Consider the following 21,015-nt stretch of genomic DNA (forward strand, 5'->3'; position numbering starts at 1 on the left):
AATGACAGTTTCCGTTGATAAATAAAAGTTGCAGTAGCATAAATTTGTCAAATTACAGCAATTTAGTTTCTACTTTGCTAGCTTGGTCAAATTCGCTTGATTTTAATGTTTCGTTAAATTTGTTATTCTGATGTACACACTTTGGCTCCGCGCCGTATTCCCTTATTAAGAATCAGTCTGATCTTATTCCTAATAACATAAGCAAGAAGCCAATTTTCCAAGGATGTTTTCCCTTTGTACCGATTATAAAAAGGGCGAACCGCAATGAGAGGAATGAGCCGTGCTTGAAGCCTACCGTAAACACGTCGAAGAGCGTGCCGCTGAAGGAATTGTCCCTAAACCTTTAGACGCTGAGCAGGTTGCTGCTTTGGTAGAACAGCTTAAAAACCCACCGAAAGGTGAAGAAAGCTTTCTGCTCGATTTACTTGAAAACCGTATCCCACCAGGTGTGGATGAAGCCGCTTATGTTAAAGCAGGTTTCTTAACTGCTGTCGCCAAAAGTGAGGCAACATCTCCGCTAGTGAGCCGCGAAAAAGCGGCGCAACTGCTTGGCACTATGCAAGGCGGTTATAATATTGAACCATTAATTAGTTTCCTCGATGACGAGCTACTTGCTCCTATCGCGGTTGAAGCTTTATCTCACACATTATTAATGTTCGATTCTTTCCATGATGTGGAAGAAAAAGCGAAAGCTGGTAATGATTCTGCGCAGCAAGTTCTGCAATCTTGGGCCGATGCAGATTGGTTCTTGAAGAAGCCAAAAACTGCAGACAAGGTGACATTAACTGTATTTAAAGTGACCGGTGAAACTAACACCGATGATCTATCACCAGCGCCTGATGCTTGGTCCCGCCCTGATATTCCATTGCATGCCTTAGCGATGCTGAAAAATGAGCGTGAAGGTATTGAACCTGATCAAGCCGGTGAAATTGGCCCGATTAAGCAAATTGAAGCGCTGAAAGAAAAAGGCCATCAACTTGTTTATGTTGGTGATGTGGTTGGAACGGGTTCTTCTCGTAAATCAGCGACTAACTCAGTGCTTTGGTTAATGGGCGATGATATCCCATTTGTGCCAAACAAACGCGCTGGTGGCTTTTGTTTGGGTGGAAAAATTGCCCCAATCTTCTTTAATACAATGGAAGATGCTGGCGCACTGCCGATTGAGCTCGATGTGTCTAAAATGGACATGGGCGATGTGATTGATATTTATCCTCATGATGGAAAAGTATGCAAGCACGATACCGATGAAGTTATTTCGACCTTTAAACTAAAAACCGACGTTCTGTATGATGAAGTTCGTGCTGGTGGTCGTATTCCTCTGATTATTGGCCGTGGTCTAACTGACCGTGCTCGTGTCGCGCTTGGACTTGAGCCATCGAAAGTATTCCGCCGTCCTGTACCTGTGACTGATTCTGGTAAAGGTTTTACTTTAGCTCAGAAGATGGTCGGTAAAGCGTGTGGTGTCGCGGGAGTTCGCCCTGATACTTACTGTGAGCCAAAAATGACTACGGTAGGATCGCAAGATACTACGGGTCCAATGACGCGTGATGAGCTTAAAGATCTGGCTTGTCTAGGTTTCTCTGCTGATTTGACCATGCAGTCTTTTTGTCATACTTCAGCATACCCAAAACCAATTGATGTAAATACACACCATACGCTACCTGATTTTATTATGAATCGTGGCGGTGTATCACTTCGCCCTGGCGATGGCATCATTCACTCATGGTTAAACCGTATGCTTCTGCCTGATACCGTTGGTACTGGTGGTGATTCACATACACGTTTCCCATTAGGTATTTCATTCCCAGCGGGTTCTGGTTTAGTGGCGTTTGCTGCTGCAACCGGTGTTATGCCATTGGATATGCCTGAATCAATTTTGGTTCGCTTTAAAGGTGAGATGCAACCGGGTATCACTCTACGTGACTTGGTGCATGCAATCCCTTATGTTGCCATCCAAAAAGGTTTATTAACCGTTGCTAAAGCTGGCAAGGTGAATGAATTCTCTGGTCGTATTCTTGAAATTGAAGGCCTTGAGCATTTAACCATTGAGCAGGCATTTGAGCTATCAGATGCATCGGCAGAGCGTTCAGCTGCAGGTTGTACTGTGAAGCTTTCTGAAGAGTCGATTGCAGAATACTTAAGTTCAAACGTCGTTATGCTTAAATGGATGATCTCGGAAGGTTATGGTGATCGTCGTACTATCGAGCGTCGTATTACCGCGATGGAAGAGTGGTTAGCCAATCCTGAACTGATGTCAGCAGATGCAGATGCTGAATACGCACATGTGATTGAGATTGATATGGCTGACATTAAAGAACCTGTTCTTTGTGCGCCAAATGATCCTGATGATGCACGTCTGCTTTCTGAAGTTCAAGGCACTAAGATTGATGAAGTATTTATCGGTTCTTGTATGACCAACATTGGCCATTTCCGTGCAGCAGGTAAATTACTTGAGAAGCATAAAGGTTCTCTTGATACGCGCCTTTGGGTTGCACCACCGACGAAGATGGATCGCGATCAACTCACCGAAGAAGGATATTACGGTATCTTTGGTCGTGCTGGAGTTCGTATTGAAACTCCGGGTTGTTCGTTATGTATGGGTAACCAAGCGCGAGTGGAAGACGGTGCGACAGTGATGTCGACTTCAACCCGTAACTTCCCTAACCGTTTAGGTACAGGGGCTAATGTATTTTTAGCGTCTGCTGAACTTTCTGCAGTTGGTGCGATCTTAGGTCGAATTCCAACCAAAGAAGAGTACATGCAATACGCGGATCAAATTAACGCGACGGCAGCAGATACTTATCGTTACCTGAATTTCCATAAGATGGAACATTATACTAAAAAAGCAGATACGGTGATTTTCCAAGAACCGGCATAATGCTTTTAAATGTTTAATGAAACTAAACCGCTGACAAGTTCAGCGGTTTTTTATTTTAATACTCCTCAACTTGACGAATATTTTCTTCCATTCAATCTTCTCGGTTCTCGGTTCTCGGTCGAAAAATTATCCATTTACAAGTAAACTTCCTTTATCCCTTTGAAAAAATAAAGATGCATTATGGACTTTGAATTTAAGAAAAATACTTTAGATGGCAGTTATCGTGTGGTGTTTTCATCAGGGCATGAAGCGATCGGGCATTGGTTGATTGAAGAAATTGGCACCAATACGGAAAAATTGGATGCTATCGTGCAACAACTTGGTGCACAAAAGAACATCAATCAAGAATGGCGTCAACAGGGAAAGGATTGGACGTTATCGGTTGAGCAAAATGAAATCAATATCAGTGCTAACCATTTGTTAAATATAGACTCCGAACAAGAGGATGAGTTTGATGACTCGCTTTCTGCTTACGATGAAGAAAGTGTTTCTTGGTGTGGTATTGAGGATTTTGAACAGGTTTTACAATCTTGGCGAGCATTTGTAAGTCAATAATTTCGTTTTCCCTATCTTGCCTCTAATCGTGAGGCATTTGCACTTACTTGGTGCGTCTATTTTCGTGCAATTCTTACAATAACTTCGTTATCCCTTATTTAACAAATAGTTAAAAACTTGGCACGTAACTTGATTGTCTTTATCCAAGGAACAAAAACTCAAGCAGGATTGAGTTAAACAATTAAGACGTATCATGACGAGGGAATGCAATGAAACAAATTAATGCGATTATCAAACCATTTAAATTAGACGATGTTCGTGAAGCGTTAGCGGATGTGGGCATTGAAGGTATGACAGTATCCGAAGTCAAAGGCTTTGGACGCCAAAAAGGTCATACAGAATTGTATCGTGGCGCGGAATATCAAGTCGATTTTCTGCCAAAAGTTAAGATCGAGATTGCGACCCAATCAGACAATGTTGACCGAGTGATTGAGGCTATTGTGAAAGCAGCTCAAACAGGAAAGATTGGTGACGGTAAAATTTTTGTCTACGACTTAGATCATGCGGTACGTATTCGTACTGGTGAAACGGATGATGAAGCCCTGTAATACTGACTTTTTTGGATAGACAGATCGAATAGATAGTTTATTCGAGCAGATAATTTATTTGAACAGACAGTTAAAAAACAGGCAGCCTAATATAAATAGATAGGCGCTTAGATTAAATCGATTGGAGAATTTAAAATGGAACTTTCAACCACAGTAGTCGAACTTCGCTACGCACTCGATACTTTTTTCTTCCTTATTTCAGGTGCATTAGTGATGTGGATGGCCGCAGGTTTTGCGATGTTAGAGGCTGGCTTAGTGCGCTCTAAAAATACCACTGAAATATTAACTAAAAACTTTGTGCTTTATGCCATTGCTTGTACGGTTTTCTTGTTAGTTGGCTACAACATCATGTATGTCGGCAATGATGAAGGCGGTATTATTCCTTCTATTGGAGCATTGATTGGCACCCAAGCTGAAGGCGCAGACCATTCATTAGGCTCGGATTTCTTTTTCCAAGTAGTGTTTGTTGCAACAGCGATGTCAGTGGTATCTGGCGTAGTTGCTGAGCGCATGAAACTATGGGCTTTCTTAGTTTTTGCTGTTGTGCTTACAGGCTTTATCTATCCAATGGAAGGTTACTGGACATGGGGCGGTGGTTTCTTATCGGCTGCTGGTTTTAGTGATTTTGCCGGTTCTGGTATCGTGCATTTAGCCGGTGCTTCTGCTGCACTAGCCGGGGTTTTATTGTTAGGTGCTCGTAAAGGTAAATATGGTCGAAATGGAGAAATCCACCCAATTCCAGGATCAAGCATGCCACTTGCTACTTTAGGTACATTCATTTTATGGATGGGTTGGTTTGGTTTTAACGGTGGCTCTCAATTAGCTTTATCTAACTTTGAAAATGCAACCGCAGTCGGTCAAATCTTCTTGAATACTAATGCGGCGGCTTGTGCTGGTGCTATTGCCGCGTTGATTGTGGTTAAATCAATCTGGGGCAAAGCAGATTTATCTATGATTCTGAATGGTGCATTAGCTGGTCTAGTGGCAATTACTGCTGATCCACTATCTCCATCTCCTGTTGCTGCTGTTATTGTTGGTGGTATCGCCGGCATTTTAGTGGTGTTCAGTATCCTAGCGTTTGATAAAGTAAAGATTGATGATCCTGTTGGGGCTTTGTCGGTACACGGCGTGTGCGGTATCTTCGGGTTAATGGTTGTACCATTTAGTAATGCTGATGCAAGCTTTGGTGCTCAACTGTTCGGTGCAGTGGTTATTTTTGCTTGGGTCTTTATTGCTAGCCTAGTTGTTTGGGGGATCATTAAAGCGACTATGGGTATTCGTGTAACCGAAGAGGAAGAGCTAGAAGGTATGGACATTCACGATTGTGGTGTTGTGGCTTATCCAGAGTTTTCTTCATCTAAATAACCCGCCTTACTTGAAGTAGTAAGTAAGAAAGTTACATTTAATTACAAAGCCCTGCTCGTTTGAGTGGGGCTTTCTCACATTTATCACTTACTCCATATTGAGTTATTTCATAACCTCGATAAAATAATCGCATTGATAACCATTATCATTTGCGTTAATTTTATTAAAGGATTTAATATGAAAAAGCTATTTCTTGCTTCTGCTATTGCTATAAGTGCCTTTTCACCAAATCTAATGGCAGCCGAAGAAGTGAATGTATATTCTTACCGTCAGCCATTTTTAGTTGAGCCTATGTTGAAGGAATTTACCAAAGAAACAGGCGTTAAAGTGAATGTGAAATTTGCTAAAGAAGGGTTAGCCGAGAAACTTAAGCAAGAAGGTGAATATAGTCCGGCAGATGTCGTGTTAACGGTTGATATTAGCCGTCTTGCTGAGTTAACTAAAATGGGTGTCGTCCAACCTGTTGAAAGTAAATTGATTGATGCCAATATCCCTGCTCAATATCGTGATAAAGAAGGTGAATGGTTTGGGGTAACGACCCGCGCTCGCGCAGTCTATTCGTCCAAAGATCGTATCGGTAAATTACCGGCTTCATTTGATTATTTAGATCTAGCTAAGCCTGAATTTAAAGGCAAGATTTGTACTCGATCTGGTAAGCATCCTTATAATGTTTCTTTAGTGTCAGCCATGATCGCTCATTATGGCGAAGCCGAAACCAAAACGTGGTTAGAAGGGGTCAAATCTAATTTAGCACGTAAACCTCAAGGCAGTGATCGAGCTCAAGTGCAAGCGATCAAAGAAGGCCTTTGTGATGTTTCTCTCGGTAACAGTTATTACTTAGGCAACATGCTGAACGATAAAGATCAAAAAGCGTGGGCAGATGCTGTTTATATCAATTTCCCTGGGCAAGAAGCAAAGGGTACTCATGTGAATATCAGTGGTATGGCGATGGCGAAATACGCACCAAATAAAGATAACGCTCTAAAATTAATGGAGTTCTTATCTGGTGATGTGGCACAAAGCATGTACGCACAAGATAACTTTGAATCTCCAGTGAAGGCGGGCGTAAAACGTTCAGAGTTAGTGGCTTCATGGGGAGACTTTAAAGCGGATACCTTATCTTTAGATGAGATCGCAGATCATCATGAAGCGGCAATTAAACTGCTTGATGAAGTGAAGTTTGACCTGTAATTAATATAATGTTGAATGATAGAAGAAAGCATTCTTTTATCATTCGCTTTCAACCATTAAGTAGTCGGGAATGAAAGACAGATTTTCATTATGGAAAACCAGCAGTTGGGGATTAGCTCTATTGCTGGTTTTGCCGATCTTAGCGATCTTCTACACTGCACTTTTTCATACTTCAGTTGGCAAAACGGATGATTTATTTACTCATTTATTTGCCACGGTATTACCAACCTATACTTACAACACTGTTGTTTTAGTCGCAGGCACTATGTTGCTGAGCGCGGTATTTGGCGTTCCCGCAGCTTGGTGTATGGCGATGTGTAGAATGCCTGGTGAAAAGGTTTTGCAATGGGCATTAGTTTTGCCATTAGCGATGCCAGGATACATTGTAGGTTATATTTATACCGATTGGTTTGATGTAGCAGGACCCATTCAAATTTTATTAAGGGATCTCACTGGCTGGCAAGTTCGATCTTATTGGTTTCCTGACTTACGGACACTTCAGGGCGCGATTACCGTTCTCGCGTTAGTGCTTTATCCTTATGTTTATTTATTAGCTCGCGCGGCCTTTATGGAGCAAAGCTCATCTCTTCTTCATTCTGCTCGTTTGCTTAAATGCAGTCCTTGGCAAAGCTTTCGTCGAGTTTCCTTGCCTCTTGCTCGCCCTGCGATTGCCGTTGGTCTTTCATTGGTGGCAATGGAAGCATTAGGGGATTTTGGCACCATGAATTACTTTGCGGTGCAGACCTTAACCACGGCCGTTTATGATACTTGGCTTGGTTACTCCAACTTAACCGCTGCGGCCAAAATATCCGCTATTATGTTACTTGTGGTGGTATTGCTATTAAGCCTTGAGCGTTACAGTCGTCGCAAACAAAAGCGTTTTCAAACTCAATTTTCTAGCCATGAAGATAACCGCTATGTGCTAGTTGGTTGGAAAAAATGGGCTGCCAGTTTCTGGTGCTGGGGCTTAGTGTGCGCAGGCTTCTTATTTCCCATTCTTCAATTAAGCGATTATGCCAAGCGCTATTTTACTCGTAGCTGGACTAATGAATTTACCGTGTATGCGATGAATAGTTTATACGTTTCTTTTTGTGTCGCGATAACCGCCGTGTGCGTGGCATTAATCGTGAATTTCTATCGACGCTTATCTCACGGGAAGAAAAGTATATTACCCATGCGATTGTCTTCACTTGGTTATGCGGTGCCGGGCACTGTATTGGCGATTGGGATCATGGTGGCAGTATTAACGCTTGATCATAGTGTGAATGATATCGCTAAATATATTGGATGGAGGCGACCTGGCCTGATTTTTTCAGGCACTATGTTTGCGTTAGTCTTTGCGTTGACGGTCCGTTTTTCCGCCGTGGCAATTGGCAGTATTGAAAGTGGATTAAGTAAGGTTTCGCCAAGTCTTGATATGGCGGCTAGAACGATGGGTTGTAATAGCAATCAGATGTTACGTAGAATTCATTTACCTTTAGTATCTCGTGGTGTGCTAATTGCAGGCTTACTCGTATTTATAGAATCAATGAAAGAATTAAATGCTTCTTTGTTACTGCGTCCCTTTAATTTTGAGACTTTGGCGACTTACGTTTATAACTTTGCATCCGATGAGCAACTAGAAATGGCGGCATTGCCGGCTATTTTATTGATTCTGGTTGGTTTGATCCCGCTTATTTTAGTTAACCACTCATTAGAAAAGGCGCATTGATGATGCTTGAAACGACTCAAGACCGAGCTGAACAATCGGCATTAACTATACGTGATCTGACGTGTAGTTATGATGGACAATCATTGAATCAAGCGGTGTTACAAAATCTAGATTTAACGGTTCAGAAAGGCGAAATTGTCTGCTTATTGGGTGCGAGTGGGTGCGGTAAAACCACCTTATTAAAAGCCATTGCTGGTTTGCTTCCTTTATCTAAAGGGGAAATGACCCTTGCGAATACTGTGATTGATAATGGTGCTACTTGGCTACCGCCTGAATCTCGCAATATTGGTCTTATCTTTCAAGATTACGCTTTATTTCCACATTTAACCGTCAGTGAAAATGTGGCCTTTGGGTTAACGGATTTGAATAAATCTGAGCGAGCCAGAATCGTGGAGAACATGCTAGAACTGGTGCATTTATCTGGGCTTAATGATCGCTATCCTCATCAATTATCGGGTGGCCAGCAGCAGCGTGTTGCCATTGCTCGTTCACTGGCTTATCAGCCTGATTTATTGCTGCTTGATGAACCGTTCTCCAATATCGACACTCAAGTACGACATGATCTGATAAGAGATATTCGTTCTATTTTCAAGGCGCAGGGAGTCACTGCAATTTTTGTCACACATAGCCGTGAAGAAGCGTTTGCTTTCTCAGATAAAATGGCGGTAATGAACCGAGGTGTGATCGAGCAATTTGGTAGTGCGGCAGAGCTTTACTATCAACCATCGAGTCCATTTGTTGCGAATTTCTTAGGTGGTGGAACCTATTTACCTGCGGTTAAAGGTGCTAGGAATAATTTTGATACCGTATTAGGAATACTTGAAGTGATGGATTCTAATGTGGGTGAAGGGAGCGCATGTGAGATTTTATTGCGCCCACAACAAGTGATGATCCACGCTGATGCCGATAGCGAGATCAAAGTGATTGAGCAACAATTTATGGGCGATCATTGTCGTTACATAATTAATGTTCAAGAGGTTAAGTTATTGGCGCAATCGAATCAATTATTGATGATTGGGCAGCGCGTTAGCGTCGAAGTTGATGCGGGTTCTGCAGTCATTTTTGCTCAATAATATGGCTTTGAAATGATGGATTATCGTCAAGCCTCGAACTGAATTTTATCTAGTGTTAAGCTGACAACATCTAAATTGATACTTTATGAAGGAAAATAGTCGATGGAATTAACTGAATTTGTACATCAAGTCACGACAGAGCCATTATCGGTAGAGTTTGAGCAAACGATAGGTGTTATTGATAGTCATTTTACTTTTACGCCGACCGCATTCAAAAATGGTGATGTTGATAATGAAGCTGGACAGAATAATGGATCGTGTAAGATCTTTGCTTTTGCTCAAATGCATAATTTAACCGAAGCGCAAGCTCTAGCTTGTTTTGGGAAGTTTTATCGTCATGATGTATTAGAGCACCCAGATAACGATGATCATCAAAACATTCGCAATTTTATTACCCATGGTTGGAATGGTATTGAGTTTTCAGCACCTGCATTAAAATAGTTTATTACAAACCTGAATTGAGGAAACAGTAAAGCGACACTAGATTGGCTCTAGTGTCGCTTTATTTTTTGAATGAATAGGGATCAGATAGCCGATCCCAAAGTATCGGGTGAGAGCGGGGTTTTATTGACTCGGTGTAAACCCATTACTGCCAGTAAAGACATCGCAAGCATTAATGCGCCCAATGGCATTTGGTTGTGTGCGGGGATCATTGCCGCAATCAAGGTGGCGAGCCCTGCACCGAAATTTTGTATTCCTCCCAATAAAGCACCTGCGGTTCCTGCATGATGTGGAAACGGAGAAATCGCACCAGTGGTTGCAGCAGGGAACAATACGCCAGCGCCTAAGAAGTAAATGGTAGCTCCACCGATTAAGCTCACTGCATTGGTATAACCAAAGACACCTGGAATAAAGACAACTAATGAGCCAATTGCAATCGCCACTAAACCAAAGTTTAAAGCTCGTTTTTCTGAGTGACGAGAGGCTATCCAACTCGACATTGCCGCGCCCAATAGATATCCCGGAATTGGAACTATAAATAATAAGCTAACGGTAGTGGCTGCCAGTTTAAGTTTTCCGCCAAGTAACACTCCTGCTGCTGCTTCAAATACCGCTACACCTGCAAAAGTGGCGACCAAACACAGTAAGTAACCTTGGAACTGTCGGCTGGATAAAACGTAACGATAGCTGATGGCGACCGAATCAAAGCGGCGAGATTCTTTTGGCAGCGTTTCGGTCATGTGAGTAAACATCACAATGGTGACTCCGATACTAAAGAGTGCCAAGAATAAATAGCTAGAACGCCAATTAAACGCTTCGGTTAAGTATCCCCCTAATAGCGGAGCCATTAATGGTGAAAACATCAAACACATACTGATTAAGCTATTAACCTTATGAAGATCTGAACCAGAAAAACAGTCTCGGCTTAGTGTTCTTGCCATTGCCCCACCACAACCTATACCCATTCCTTGAACAAAGCTTCCGACTAGGAATAAGCTAAAATTATGAGAAAACAGGGCAATGATAGAGCCAAGAATATAGATGGCTAAACCCGCTAAAATAATTGGACGACGACCCAAACGATCAGAGAGTGGACCATAGATGAATTGGGATAAGCCGTAAGGGATTAAGTAACACGCCATTACTGCTTGCATTGATGCTGCAGAGACTTGAAATTCATGCGCCATATAGCCCATTGATGGCACATACATGGTTTGTGTCATTTGCCCGACAGCTGCCAAAATGGCGATCAAAAAAGTAAGCTTGATAAAACTCAGAGGCGCAGACATGCATTTTCTCCTGCATAAAGGTCTAGGTTGTTAATTAAAACAATATGTTAAATGGGGTGTTCTGATGGCGTGAATATTAGGAGTAAGTATAGGATTCAGCAATAAGAATATGATGATGTTTGCAAGATGAAAATCGAGGTTATGGATTAGATTTTCTAATGCCAGAAAAGCTAGCCTTCAAATAGAAAAGAGACCATAGCTTTCACTATGATCTCTTTTAGAAACGAGTTGTATACTTATGCTACAACGCTAAAAACGCCTTCATCTGCGCGACTATTTTTTCTGCCGTTGATTTATCTTCCATTTCTGAAAAAATACGCAGCAGTGGTTCAGTACCCGAGAAGCGGGCGATCACCCAGCCACCATTTTTGAAATACACTTTGGCACCATCATCGTAGCTAACTTTGTCGATGTCATACTCAAATTCAGGAAGTTGTTTTTCGACATAAATCTTGGTGTATAACGCTTCTTTTTGAGCTGCTTTAAAAGTGCAATCGCCTTCAGCGGTATAAGCATAACCATAGCGGGCATAGATCTCATCTAGCATTTCGGATAACTTCTTACCGGTTACACTGATCAATTCGACTAATAAGCTTGAGGCAAATACGCCATCTTTGCCTTTGATGTGTCCACGAATGGTTAAGCCACCCGAGCTTTCTCCACCCAGTAATGCATCATCGGCTTCCATTTGACTACTGATGTGCTTAAAGCCTACTGGAACCTCAAAGCTTTTTTCACCGTGATCGGCGGCAATTTTATCGAGTAGATGAGTAGTGGCGATATTACGCACCACAGAGCCTTTCCATCCTTTGTATTCGAGTAAGTAGTAATACAGCAGCATCAACACTTCATTTGGATGAATAAAATTACCTTTTTCATCAATAATTCCTAAGCGATCAGCATCGCCATCGGTACCGATTCCAATATCATAACCTTCTGCTGCGACTAAGTGTTTCAATCGATATAATGTGGCCGCACTTGGGGATGGCATTAGTCCACCAAAAGAGGGGTTTTCTCCATCGTTGATCACATCCACATCGCAACGCCCAGTGATCAAGACGGTTTGCAGCGCATTTTTTGCCACGCCAAACATTGGATCAATTAGTACGCGTAGGTTGGCTTTTTTGATGGCTTCAATATCAATGAAGTTAATCACAGAGTCGACAAAATCGTTCATCGGATTAATGATGTTCACTTTGCCTGATTGTAAGGCTTCTTCAAATTCAATTAACTTGACGTCGCTTTCGGTTAAACCAGCAATTTGTGTTTCGATTTTTTCGGTTATGATTTCATCGGCGTCGCGCCCACCTTCAATAAACACCTTAATGCCATTATAGTCGGCTGGATTGTGAGATGCGGTAATGCAAGCTGAATAAATGCAGCCCATTTTATTACACTGAAACATGACAATCGGGGTTGGAACAAAGCGATTAATAAAGCTTACCGTAATGCCATTAGCGGCTAATACTTCGGCAAACCATTTTGCTGCTTTGTCGGATAAAAAGCGGCGATCGTAGCCAATCACAAAACCTTTATTGACCGCATTTTCATTGATCATGATATTGGCAATTGCTTGAGCAACAAGGCGAACATTGGCTTGGGTAAATTCTTCCCCAATAAATGAACGCCAGCCACCGGTTCCGAATTTGATCATAATAATATCCTTAAAAATTTAATTGTTCACCGCCATTCCTAAAACGAGAGATGAGTTATCCGGGATCTCGCTTTAGGTTTTTATTACTCTAAAAGCGAGATCTCGTATCTTCTTTACTTAGGCTTCTGGTCGGGATGACGATTTAAATGACTAACCCATTATCACTACAACGTCATGCACGCTGCCATCGGCTTGAGCTGAGATTGAACCTTCATTTGATTCACCATTCAAAGTGATAGATTTCACGCCTTTGCTGACACCATCTGGGTTTTTCACTGTAATGTTGAAAGTCGCGCCACGCCATTGACGGGTAACTTCAAATCCAGGCCAATCGGTTGGAATACATGGATTAATATTTAAGCCTTCAAACCCTAAATTGACACCAAGAATGAAGTTAGTGACAGCAAAGTAAGCCCAGCCAGATGTACCTGTTAACCAAGGGTGGTTGGCTCGTCCATGATCTTGATGATCGCGTCCCATGATGAACTGCACATAAGAATAGGGTTCGGCAATACGTTGCTCGATTATGTCATTTTGGTTGTATGGGTTAAGTGCGTCATAAAACTTCATCGCTTTATCACCACGACCGAGTTTTGCTTCTGCCACCCATGCCCAAGGGTTTGGATGAGAGAAGATCGCGCCGTTTTCTTTTACGCCTTGATAAACACGAGTCACAAAACCAATGTCATCATTTGGAGTGGAGAAAGAAGGAGAGTTCAAGTGTAAGCCGTATGGTGAATACAGGTGCTCATCAACAGAATCCATCGCACGTTCGCCACGCTCTTGTGATACCGCGCCCGACAATACTGCTAAGGTGTTGGATTCTAAATGAATGCGACCTTCGGTTTGTTGCGCGGTACCAATTTTGTCACCATTTTTAGTTAGACCACGAATGTACCAACCGCCTTCGTCATCCCAAAGATGCGTTTCACAGGCTTGGCGAACACCTTCTGCCATTGTGGTGTAAGTATCGACATCGTCGTTTTTACCGAGATATTTTGCTAAATCGATAAATTCTTGTAATGCCCAGTAATGAAGGAAGGACACCATAGAAGACTCGCCGCCACCTAAGTTTAAGCAGTCGTTCCAGTCGGCGCGTAAGCCTTTGCAAATACCAGTATTACCCACATATTCAGCCGAGAAATTGAGCGCAGCTTTCATATGATCATATACCGTGGCAATACCCCCATCAGCGTATGGGATTTCTTCATCAAAGAAGGATTCTTCACCGGTTTCCATCACATATTTACAAATGGTTGGTACTAGCCATAAATGATCATCTGAGCAAGTATCTTCAATGCCGTGGATCTTATCTTCATCGCTTGGGGTTGGGACGACGGTTGGTGATTTAGATGGTTTGACATCGGCTTTTTCAGGATCGAACCAATCAGGATCAAATAAGTGCAGACCATAACCTGCTTTCACTTGCCCACGCAGAAGATCGACCAGACGTTTACGCGTCATTTTTGGATTTGAATGCGGTACTGAAATAGCGTCTTGCGCCGTATCGCGGTAACCCAAACCAGTACGTCCGCCTACCTCGATGAAGGATGCAAAGCGAGACCACACCACACAGGTTTCTGCTTGATAAAGTGTCCATGTATTGATCATGGTATCCAAGCCTGCGTTTGGTGATTTCACTTGGAATTTATTACAACGTTCATCCCAGTGAGCTTTGATGCCAGCAAAAGCCGCATCGACATTAGTAACATCTTGATACTTAGCACGCAGTTTTTCGCCGTTACCTTTACCAATACCTAAAATATAAGCAAAGCGAACTTCTTCACCTGGTTGGATAACAAATTGTTTATGTAAAGAACCGCAATGGTTGTAACAGGTTTGCGCTGAGTTTGAGCATTTGCCTTGTTCAACTGCGATTGGGTTGGATTCATCGCGGTATAAACCGAGGAAGTTATCACGTTGTCCATCATATGAATCAGGATCGAAGGTAGATGCTAAGTAATAGAAACCTTCTTGCTCATTGGTGTTGTAATAAAGGTCATATTCCAATACACCATCTTTATACTCAGTTCCTGCAGAGTACAATGACATTTGATGATTTTGGTTGTCCGACTGAATGTGACTAAACGAGAATTCAACAAATGAAAAAGTACTGATTGTGCGTGGTTTGTCGCTGGTATTTTTGATTACCACATCCCACACTTCGGCATCTTCACCTTTTGGAACAAACAAGGTTTTCGTTGCGGCGATACCGTTGTACTCACATTTGAATTTTGAATATGATAAGCCGTGACGAACTTCATAACTTGCTTCATCTAGGCTTTTAGCGACTGGTTGCCATGAGATGGACCAGTAATCACCCGTTTCATCATCACGTAAATACACATAATGCCCCGGACGATCAAAGCTGGCATTGGGGCGAAATTTGGTCACGCGATTGTGTTCAGGTGAATTATAAAAAGAATAGCCGCCTGCGTTGTGTGAAATCACAGTACAAAATTTTTCGGTACCTAAATAGTTGGTCCATGGCGCAGGGACATCTGGGCGAGTGATGACGTATTCGCGGTTATCATTATCGAAAAAGCCGTATTTCATATTCTCTTCCTTAATTAAAATTCTTACTCAAAGTTAGATATTCAATCCGTAATAGGATGATGGAGCGCTTCATTTAAGTGGTCTATATTTGATACCTTGACGATTTAATGTCGGTAAATGGCCATTTAAACGTGCAACAAAATCTTCCCAATTACGGTTTTGTTTTTCGGTCCAACACACTTCGGCTATTGCCAAAAGTCGTGGGAAAATCATGGTGTCCATGCGTTCTGGCGTGTCTATAATTTCGCACCACAAGCCACATTGAATACCTAAAATATGTTGACGTATTGGGTCATCGCTAGCGACTTGTGCTAACGGTTCATAACCATAGGATTTCTCCAGTGGGGTAACTCCAGCCCAGTTGACGCCCAGCTCTTCGAATGAATAATCTTGCACAATATCAAGGTAAGTGAATTGTGCAGGTTGTAGCACGATATCAACGCCTTGCTTGATCGCTTGTAAGCCTGCATCTTCATTTATCCACGAACAAATAATGGTATCTTTACTTACTTTGTCACCGTGTTGTACTTCTTCCCAGCCGAGCATGCGTTTACCTAAAGATTTCAACTTGTCTTCTGCATAGCGCAAGATATGGCCTTGAAGTTCTTTGGGATCAGAATAACCTTGTGCTTCCATCAACTCTTGGCATTTAGGGCTATCAGTCCAAACGCCTTTTGGTACTTCATCACCGCCAATGTGTACTAAAGGGGATGGGAATAATTGACAAATTTCTTCTAAAACGGTGTCGAGAAAAGTGTAAGTACCGGCTAATCCTGGGGATAAGACGTTATCAACGTAATATTGAATACTGCGATATTGAGATCGGTCATCTGGATCCACGAGCAGATGTGGAAGTGATTTAATGGCAGCGCGACAGTGCCCTGGAATATCGAGTTCGGGAATAACGCTAATATTACGCTCGGCAGCATAGGACACGATCTCACGGATTTGATCTTGGCTATAAAAACCACCATAAGTTTCAGTGAGATGAGAATATTGCGGTTCAATTGGTGTGTTGATGCCACGCCATGCGCCGATTTCGGTTAACTCTGGAAAGGCTTTAATTTCAATACGCCAGCCTTCATCGTCGGTTAAATGCCAATGAAAGGTATTAAATTTGTATTTAGCGAGTTGATTAATTAATCGTTTTATCTGCTCAATGCTATGAAAGTGGCGCGCGCAATCTAGCATCATGCCTCGGTGATCAAAGCGGGGTTTGTCTTGAATTAATACACAAGCAAGTTGCTGGCTGTCATTATCAATTTGAGTACTGATGAGTTGAAGCAAGCTGACAGCCGCATGCATAAAACCACTACTGGAACTGGCTTCAAGTAATATTTGATTAGGTTGAATTTCGAGTTTATAGGCACCTTGTGGCAAGCTTTGTGTTGTCACAAAGCACACGTTACCTTGAGTGCTCTTTTTAATGGCATGTGGTGTTATTTGGCTTAATTCATCGGCTAGCCAGACTAATGCCGATTGAGCATAACTACTGTGCGCTTGAAAAGTAATCGCGGTATCTAAATTGAAATAACCCGTTTGTGGTTTCATGCTTTGAGGGGCAGGGATTAGGCTATCTAATTTAGCCTCAACGTTTGGCACGGTAATTTGTTTTTTTGTATTCGAAGACAGCGCAATCGGAGTCACTGTCACGGGTATATTCTGGGATTGATGATCTTGTGTTACTTGGATAAAGGCATCATCAAAGCCATCATCAAGTAATTTAAATGGAGCGGTGTTGGTGCCAAACTCCACATAATATAAGTTGTTCGCTTGTAGAGTGGTGTTGATTGGCGGTGTAAACACGCAGTAACCACCGATTTGCTCAATTAGACCTTGAGTTAATGTTTGAGGCTGAATATAGCGGCGGAAGCTGACATGAATGCTCCAGTCTTGTAAGTCCTGATCACTTAAATTATGCAGAGTTAAGCCAAAGCGAGAGTAATTCTCTTGTTGTTGGATAACGGCAAGATCAATTCGGTAGTTCATCGTTGCACCTTTCATGGAGAGTTGGTTCATAAGTATTAAAACAAGTTGTGCTTAGTCTGGTTTGCCATCATTAAAGCGCCATCTAAGGCATCTTTTTGAGGAGGCACCAACCATTGTTGGCTTTGCTTGCTTAACCAAGGGATAATGCGTTCTCCAATACCGCCCATTAACGCAATCTGGTTTGCACCTCGCTGATGTAAAGCATTTAGATACATGTCTAAATCAGCTGCCGTTTGTTGCAATAATTCCTCGGCTACTGGATCGCTTCTCTGCGCGCATTGAAATATTTGTGGTGAAAATTGACCATAATCACAAGGTCGAGCTGTTTTAGACCATTCAACAATTGCATCCACATCTTGATTAAATTGCTGCATTACAATTTGAGTAATATTTGAGTGTGGTTTGATTTGATCTTGTGCCAATAAAGTGTATTGGATCAAATGGAGCCCCATTATTGCGCCGCTACCTTGGTCGGAAATTGGAAACTCTCGACCGCCAACCACATGTTGTTGACCATCTTTAATTAACAAACCACACGATCCTGTGCCGGCGATCATAATTGCGCCATCGTCACCATTATGAGCCCCTAAGCAAGCGCCATAAGCATCAGTATTAAGTACGATGCTGGCAAAAGGATGCTCAAGTTGCATAAAACCCTGCCATGCTTTTCTTTGTTCAGCGGCTGCCAAAGCTAAGCCAAGGTGCATTGATGCGAAGTCATCTTCACTTAAGCCTGCTTGTTTACTCGCTTTTCTAACGGCGTTAATAATCGATGCCATTGTCACTTCAACGCCTAGCAGAATATTGGCACTACCACTTTTGCCTTCACCGAGGAGAGCGCCGTTGCTGTCGGTTAAACGTGCTCGACAAGAGGTGCCTCCGCCATCAATGCCAACTAAATAATATGCATTCATGATTATTCCTTATCGGCTAGAGCACTTGTTGACTCAGTATCAATATGATATTGCTGTGCGATGATAGCCAGTAAATACCAACCACCATGTGGGATCCATTGCTCACCCCAGCGCCAGTTTTGCAGCATGTCATCTTTTTGCTCGTTAGGATTAAAGGCAATGTCTCTTTCATCGTCAAAACCGGCCGTAATGCCATTACACACACCGCCTTTAGCATTAAAAAATCCCTGTTCTGGCAAGTAATCGGGATTGTTATAACCATGGCCGTCAAGCATGCACATGTCATAAGGATTTAAACCGACGATCCAATCTAATGCGGATTGTGAGAAACGTTGTAGTTCACATCTAAGTTCAGGATCATTGGTATATTGCTGTGCTAGATTTGCCATGCAAGATAAAGAGGCAATACGAGCATTTTCGCCTTGCCACCAATAACCCGATTCATTGTTATGAGCCACGAAGAAGGCTTCACGCTTTTCTTCATTAACGCCTTTGACATACTGGCGAGGATAACCAAATGGATTATTTACTTTTGAACTAATGGTAATTTCAAAGCGTAAGGCATTGTTGATTACCTCAATAATTGCTTGTTTATTGGTTGAATCTTTTTCAATGGCTGCATATTCACACAAAGCTATTACTGGCAACCCAGCTTCTGCCGCGTGAAAATATGGGCGAGAACCATCACTGTTAGCCGCCCAGAAATACTGAAGGTTATCATCGCTCATTTGGCGCTGGGCTAAACGTTGCGCCCAGATCTGTGCTTGATTGGCAAATTCTTGTTTTTGAGTGCAATGGAAAAGCTCGACCGCCGATAATAGTGCGCAATATTCATCAATGATGTTTTCAGTGCCATCATTAAGGTATTGAGTATTGTGCTCAACTAAATGCTGATAAGCCTTAATTGCGGCTTCTAAATATTGATTAGACGTGAATTCACCATGTTGCTCTAATCGAGAAGCCCGGGCGAGGGCTGCAATAGCTACGCCACCACCCTGACGAAAACCGGCTTGATAATCCTCACCTTTATGACCATTTTGTGTTTCATAAGCACAGATTTCACGCTGGTTAATGTCCTTACTCCACTTATCAAACACTGTGGTATAGAAGTACCCTTCAGGTGATAACATTCTCATTAAAAAATCAGCGCCAAATAATGCTTCTTCGGTTAAGCGTACGGCTGAAAATTTAGCGAAACCTTCTATTTTTGCCGCGATCTCCAAGCCTTTTAGCATGTTCCACACTATCATTGGTGTTTGTTGCGGATTGAGATAATTCGCATAAGAAAGGTGGCTTAAGTACTTGCTAACATCCCCGGAAGCATCATACCAACCACCATGTACATCGACGGTGTTTGTACTATTGAGAAGAGGAACGTGATGATCGCGTTGATCGAAAATTCCGCCACAACGTTGGGATTTAAAATAGTGCAAGCAATCGGAAAAAGTACGATTCATGAGAACGTTTTTACCTATCTCAAAGAAATGAGATTGACGATTTCCAACGGTGAGATAATAACGGCCAGCTTGAGTGAATTCAGAGAAGTCGATTTGATGAAAACGGCCGAAATGCCAATTGTCGACAGTACTGTCTGGAGATATTGAAAATTCTTGCATTACTTGATGTGTATCTGCATCGATCAATTTAGCGTTGCACTTTTCCTCTACTGATGAGGCAAGTACGACTGCATTTTTGTTACCAAAGCAAGGGTAACCAATATGGTTAGTGAAAATTTGCATGAATGCTCCAAACCCTTTGAAATAGGCTCTAATCTGATAATAGATTAGAGCCGTTTATTGTTGAAAAATCGCTTTGTTTACTTCTCAAATAAATAGCATCGAACAAAGTGATTGGTCGCTAGTTGTGTTACTTCTGGCATTTTTTCGCGGCACTTGTCGGTGACATGTAAGCAACGACCAGCAAAAGGGCAGCCTAATGAATCTGGTGTCCAAAGTGGAATTTCACCTTTATTACCCTTTAGCTTTTCATGGATTGATTTTTTTGGATCTGGAACTGCCGATACTAATAGTTGGGTATACGGGTGTTGAGGATCGTGAATGATCTGATCGGTATCGCCCCATTCAACCATATGACCGACATACATAACCGAAAGATCTTCAGCAATATAACGAGCAGTCGCGATATCATGGGTGATGTAAAGTAGCGACATTTGTTTGTCGAACTTCATCTCTTCCATTAGATTCAAAACACCAGCGCGAATAGACACATCTAGCATTGAGGTTGGTTCGTCCGCTAAAACGACTTCTGCTCCCACTGCGATGTTACGGGCTAAATTCACACGCTGACGTTGACCCCCAGATAATTGATGGGGGAATTTTACCGATGTTTCTTTCGCTGGGTTTAGACCGACTTGCTCAAGTAGTTCGTAAACACGCTCTTGTAGCTCTTTCTTATTGCTTGATTTCACTTTGTTATGAATGAGCAAAGGACGAGCAATATGGTGAAAAATATTATGGGTTGGATTTAAAGACCCAAACGGATCTTGCCATACCATTTGTACCCCTTCGCGATAATGCATTAGATCTTTTGTCTTTTTGATCTCTTGAATATCACGACCTTTGTATTCAATCGCTCCTCCGGTTGGTGCATACATTTTGGCAATCATTTTCGCGGTGGTGGATTTGCCTGAACCTGATTCTCCGACCACGGCAAGGCCGCGACTTTTATACATTTTAAATGACACGTCATTGATGGCGCGCATTCTAGTTTGTTTGAGAGAGTTACTGTTGAGAGGGAAATCTTTAATCAGATTCTTACCTTCAATCAACAATTTTCCATATACTTCTGATGAGCTCATAGTTGTCTCCAGCTTTACGCTAATTCTTTATTA

The 21,015-nt window shown here is 42.2% G+C and carries 15 protein-coding genes; 8 read left to right on the forward strand and 7 right to left on the reverse strand.

The window, feature by feature from the left end:
• Positions 1-280 precede the first annotated feature (280 nt).
• The 8 genes from acnB (at position 281) to HC725_RS05635 (ending at position 9,762) form a co-directional block, all read left to right on the forward strand.
• Positions 281-2,878: a bifunctional aconitate hydratase 2/2-methylisocitrate dehydratase gene (acnB, locus tag HC725_RS05600; protein ID WP_190330796.1), complete on the forward strand. Its 2,598-nt coding sequence runs from the start codon at positions 281-283 to the stop codon at positions 2,876-2,878.
• A 180-nt stretch (positions 2,879-3,058) separates the two neighbouring features.
• Entirely contained in the window at positions 3,059-3,433 is a 375-nt protein-coding gene (locus tag HC725_RS05605; RefSeq protein ID WP_190330797.1) for a YacL family protein, read from the forward strand.
• 209 nt (positions 3,434-3,642) lie between these two features.
• The gene (gene glnK, locus HC725_RS05610; RefSeq protein ID WP_190330798.1) at positions 3,643-3,981 is read left to right on the forward strand and encodes a P-II family nitrogen regulator; all 339 of its coding nucleotides are present in this window, start codon (positions 3,643-3,645) and stop codon (positions 3,979-3,981) included.
• A gap of 135 nt (positions 3,982-4,116) precedes the next feature.
• Complete coding sequence (locus tag HC725_RS05615; RefSeq protein ID WP_190330799.1) at positions 4,117-5,346, forward strand: ammonium transporter; 1,230 nt, start codon at positions 4,117-4,119, stop codon at positions 5,344-5,346.
• A gap of 177 nt (positions 5,347-5,523) precedes the next feature.
• Positions 5,524-6,537, forward strand: coding sequence for a Fe(3+) ABC transporter substrate-binding protein (locus HC725_RS05620; RefSeq protein ID WP_190330800.1), 1,014 nt, complete (start codon positions 5,524-5,526; stop codon positions 6,535-6,537).
• A 70-nt stretch (positions 6,538-6,607) separates the two neighbouring features.
• Complete coding sequence (locus tag HC725_RS05625; RefSeq protein ID WP_190330801.1) at positions 6,608-8,248, forward strand: ABC transporter permease; 1,641 nt, start codon at positions 6,608-6,610, stop codon at positions 8,246-8,248.
• Positions 8,249-8,250: 2 nt separating this feature from the next.
• Positions 8,251-9,321: an ABC transporter ATP-binding protein gene (locus tag HC725_RS05630; RefSeq protein WP_190330908.1), complete on the forward strand. Its 1,071-nt coding sequence runs from the start codon at positions 8,251-8,253 to the stop codon at positions 9,319-9,321.
• 102 nt (positions 9,322-9,423) lie between these two features.
• Complete coding sequence (locus HC725_RS05635; protein ID WP_190330802.1) at positions 9,424-9,762, forward strand: HopJ type III effector protein; 339 nt, start codon at positions 9,424-9,426, stop codon at positions 9,760-9,762.
• 83 nt (positions 9,763-9,845) lie between these two features.
• Here the strand turns inward: HC725_RS05635 and emrD are convergent, their stop codons facing one another.
• The 7 genes from emrD to HC725_RS05670 all read right to left on the reverse strand — a co-directional run bounded on the left by emrD (position 9,846) and on the right by HC725_RS05670 (position 20,982).
• Entirely contained in the window at positions 9,846-11,051 is a 1,206-nt protein-coding gene (gene emrD, locus HC725_RS05640) for a multidrug efflux MFS transporter EmrD (RefSeq protein WP_190330803.1), read from the reverse strand.
• A 241-nt stretch (positions 11,052-11,292) separates the two neighbouring features.
• Complete coding sequence (locus HC725_RS05645) at positions 11,293-12,705, reverse strand: phosphoglucomutase/phosphomannomutase family protein (RefSeq protein WP_190330804.1); 1,413 nt, start codon at positions 12,703-12,705, stop codon at positions 11,293-11,295.
• A gap of 150 nt (positions 12,706-12,855) precedes the next feature.
• A complete protein-coding gene (locus HC725_RS05650) occupies positions 12,856-15,261 on the reverse strand; it encodes a GH36-type glycosyl hydrolase domain-containing protein (RefSeq protein ID WP_190330805.1) in 2,406 nt (801 codons plus the stop codon).
• Positions 15,262-15,330: 69 nt separating this feature from the next.
• Positions 15,331-17,250, reverse strand: a complete 1,920-nt coding sequence (locus tag HC725_RS05655; protein WP_190330806.1) for a beta-N-acetylhexosaminidase — start codon at positions 17,248-17,250, stop codon at positions 15,331-15,333.
• Positions 17,251-17,285: 35 nt separating this feature from the next.
• Positions 17,286-18,164: an N-acetylglucosamine kinase gene (locus tag HC725_RS05660; RefSeq protein ID WP_190330807.1), complete on the reverse strand. Its 879-nt coding sequence runs from the start codon at positions 18,162-18,164 to the stop codon at positions 17,286-17,288.
• A gap of 2 nt (positions 18,165-18,166) precedes the next feature.
• Positions 18,167-19,903 (reverse strand): glycoside hydrolase family 9 protein, encoded by a 1,737-nt coding sequence (locus HC725_RS05665; RefSeq protein ID WP_190330808.1) that lies wholly within the window; start codon positions 19,901-19,903, stop codon positions 18,167-18,169.
• 77 nt (positions 19,904-19,980) lie between these two features.
• On the reverse strand, positions 19,981-20,982 hold the full coding sequence (locus tag HC725_RS05670) for an ABC transporter ATP-binding protein (RefSeq protein WP_190330809.1): 1,002 nt from the start codon (positions 20,980-20,982) through the stop codon (positions 19,981-19,983).
• Positions 20,983-21,015: the final 33 nt, after the last annotated feature.

Source organism: Vibrio sp. S17_S38, from assembly GCF_014694375.1.
In the GTDB taxonomy this organism is placed as follows: Bacteria; Pseudomonadota; Gammaproteobacteria; order Enterobacterales; family Vibrionaceae; genus Vibrio.

What these genes read in the sequence shown, in the direction of transcription:
- HC725_RS05620 (WP_190330800.1), top strand. Translation starts at nt 5,524, where the DNA reads ATGAAAAAGCTATTTCTTGCTTCTGCTATTGCTATAAGTGCCTTTTCA.
- HC725_RS05650 (WP_190330805.1), bottom strand. Translation starts at nt 15,261, where the DNA reads ATGAAATACGGCTTTTTCGATAATGATAACCGCGAATACGTCATCACT.
- HC725_RS05645 (WP_190330804.1), bottom strand. Translation starts at nt 12,705, where the DNA reads ATGATCAAATTCGGAACCGGTGGCTGGCGTTCATTTATTGGGGAAGAA.
- HC725_RS05655 (WP_190330806.1), bottom strand. Translation starts at nt 17,250, where the DNA reads ATGAACTACCGAATTGATCTTGCCGTTATCCAACAACAAGAGAATTAC.
- HC725_RS05605 (WP_190330797.1), top strand. Translation starts at nt 3,059, where the DNA reads ATGGACTTTGAATTTAAGAAAAATACTTTAGATGGCAGTTATCGTGTG.
- HC725_RS05615 (WP_190330799.1), top strand. Translation starts at nt 4,117, where the DNA reads ATGGAACTTTCAACCACAGTAGTCGAACTTCGCTACGCACTCGATACT.
- HC725_RS05630 (WP_190330908.1), top strand. Translation starts at nt 8,251, where the DNA reads ATGCTTGAAACGACTCAAGACCGAGCTGAACAATCGGCATTAACTATA.
- HC725_RS05665 (WP_190330808.1), bottom strand. Translation starts at nt 19,903, where the DNA reads ATGCAAATTTTCACTAACCATATTGGTTACCCTTGCTTTGGTAACAAA.
- glnK (WP_190330798.1), top strand. Translation starts at nt 3,643, where the DNA reads ATGAAACAAATTAATGCGATTATCAAACCATTTAAATTAGACGATGTT.
- emrD (WP_190330803.1), bottom strand. Translation starts at nt 11,051, where the DNA reads ATGTCTGCGCCTCTGAGTTTTATCAAGCTTACTTTTTTGATCGCCATT.
- HC725_RS05625 (WP_190330801.1), top strand. Translation starts at nt 6,608, where the DNA reads ATGAAAGACAGATTTTCATTATGGAAAACCAGCAGTTGGGGATTAGCT.
- HC725_RS05670 (WP_190330809.1), bottom strand. Translation starts at nt 20,982, where the DNA reads ATGAGCTCATCAGAAGTATATGGAAAATTGTTGATTGAAGGTAAGAAT.
- HC725_RS05635 (WP_190330802.1), top strand. Translation starts at nt 9,424, where the DNA reads ATGGAATTAACTGAATTTGTACATCAAGTCACGACAGAGCCATTATCG.
- HC725_RS05660 (WP_190330807.1), bottom strand. Translation starts at nt 18,164, where the DNA reads ATGAATGCATATTATTTAGTTGGCATTGATGGCGGAGGCACCTCTTGT.